Origin of the sequence: Actinomadura rubrisoli (genome assembly GCF_004349215.1) — a bacterium.
Lineage (GTDB): Bacteria > Actinomycetota > Actinomycetes > Streptosporangiales > Streptosporangiaceae > Spirillospora > Spirillospora rubrisoli.
In genome coordinates, this window is sequence record NZ_SMKU01000680.1 from 1 (window position 1) to 1,593 (window position 1,593).

A 1,593-nucleotide genomic window follows, 5' to 3' on the forward strand; every position below is an offset into this window, starting at 1 on the left:
TCTTCCGCTGGGCCACCCGCTACAACACCCGCCGCAGGCACTCCCGCCTCGGCCAACTCTCACCGATCAACTACGAGAAACCACCGGTAGCCTGACCGCTACCGCCTGAAATCGGTGTCCACATTTCAGGGGGAAGCCCCGTGCGCCACCGAGGTCACCGACCACAAGGTCAAGGGGCAGATGCAGCTCCCGGCCGGGGAGAAGGCCGCCGAGGACGCCATCAAGGCCACCGACCGCATCGAGTCCGGGATGCGGCTGCCACCCGGCTCGGTGATCGTGGCGCGGGACGACGACCGCGCCGACCGGGCGCACGTCACCGTCTCCGATCCGCGCGCCATCCGCCGTCCGATCGGCTGGCCGGGACCGTCCCGCCCGGGCGGCTCGGTGGACGAGCCGCTGCGGATCGGGATCTACCAGGACGGCGACGAGGCCGAGTACCGATTCGTCAGCCATCACCTGCAGATCATGGGCATGACCGGCAGCGGCAAGTCCATCGGTGGCGCGTGGAACATCGTCGCCGAGATCATCACCCGCACCGACGCCGCCGTGTTCTCCATCGACGTCTCCAAGGACGACCAGACCATGACGGTCGGCCGGAAGCTGAGCCGCCCGTCCCGTCGTCCATCAGGGTGTGGCGGTCGGTGCGTGCTGGCGGCAAGACCAAGACGAAGAAGCCGAGACGCACTCTCGCCCTGCCCAAGCGGTGCGTGGAGGCCCTGCGATTCCACCGCCAACTCCAGGACGAGCAGCGCCAGGTAGCCGGCACGGCCTGGCAGGAGCACGGCCTGGTCTTCGCGTCTACCGTGGGCACGGAGCGGAACGCCAACAACGTCCTACGCTCGTTCCGGGCCGTCCTGGCGAAGACGGACCTGAACCCGGACGAGTGGACGCCGCGGGAGCTGCGGCACAGCTTCGTGTCGGTCCTGTCGGACGCCGGCGTCCCCATCGAGGACATCTCGCGTCTGGCCGGTCACAAGAGCACGGAGGTCACCGAGACGGTCTACTGGCACCAGATCCGGCCCGCGCTGCTAGCGGGTGCGGAGGCCATGGACGACGTGTTCCCCGTCGCTGCGGAGAATGCCTAGTCAGGCAGTTTGTCAGGCACTCATACAGAAGGGCCCATCGCGAGTGATCGCGATGGGCCTCTGATCTGAGAGCCGCCTATCGGAATCGAACCGATGACCTATTCATTACGAGTGAAGATCAACCACAAGTGACCTAGTCGGCAGCCATGCGCACAAGTATCTACAGCGCTCCAAAGGTCCACCGACGTCCACCACGATTGTCACTCAGTTGGTCGCTCACCGAAGGTCCGCTTCAGGGGCCGCCGCAGCGATCGCCGTGGGCCGCCGGTTCGACCTGGCCGGCGCCAGCCTGTGGGAGCGAGTCGTCGTGGTGACGCGTGGCAGGCTGCTGCCCCAAGAGGAATGAGCCCGATGTGCCGGCTGAGGTCGCCGCCTTGCACGGTCGGAACGAGAAAGTCGCGGTAGTCAGCCCTGTTGACCACGAGGACTACACCCTGCACGGCCGCACTGCCCGGACCCGCCTGGCGGTCCCTGCCGCACCCCGCCACCCACCCGATGCGCCGCGTGA

At 67.4% G+C, this 1,593-nt stretch carries 2 protein-coding genes and 1 tRNA gene; 2 read left to right on the plus strand and 1 reads right to left on the minus strand.

Annotated features, from left to right (window positions below; translation table 11 throughout):
- Window positions 1-114: 114 nt before the first annotated feature.
- The gene (locus E1298_RS51025; protein WP_243726268.1) at window positions 115-759 is read left to right on the plus strand and encodes an ATP-binding protein; all 645 of its coding nucleotides are present in this window, start codon (window positions 115-117) and stop codon (window positions 757-759) included.
- Window positions 708-1,085, plus strand: coding sequence for a tyrosine-type recombinase/integrase (locus E1298_RS51030; RefSeq protein ID WP_243726269.1), 378 nt, complete (start codon window positions 708-710; stop codon window positions 1,083-1,085). The genes E1298_RS51025 and E1298_RS51030 overlap by 52 nt, the downstream gene beginning before the upstream one ends.
- 70 nt (window positions 1,086-1,155) lie before the next feature.
- Here E1298_RS51030 and E1298_RS46815 read toward each other — a convergent pair.
- A tRNA-Thr gene (locus tag E1298_RS46815) sits at window positions 1,156-1,227 on the minus strand.
- Window positions 1,228-1,593: the final 366 nt, after the last annotated feature.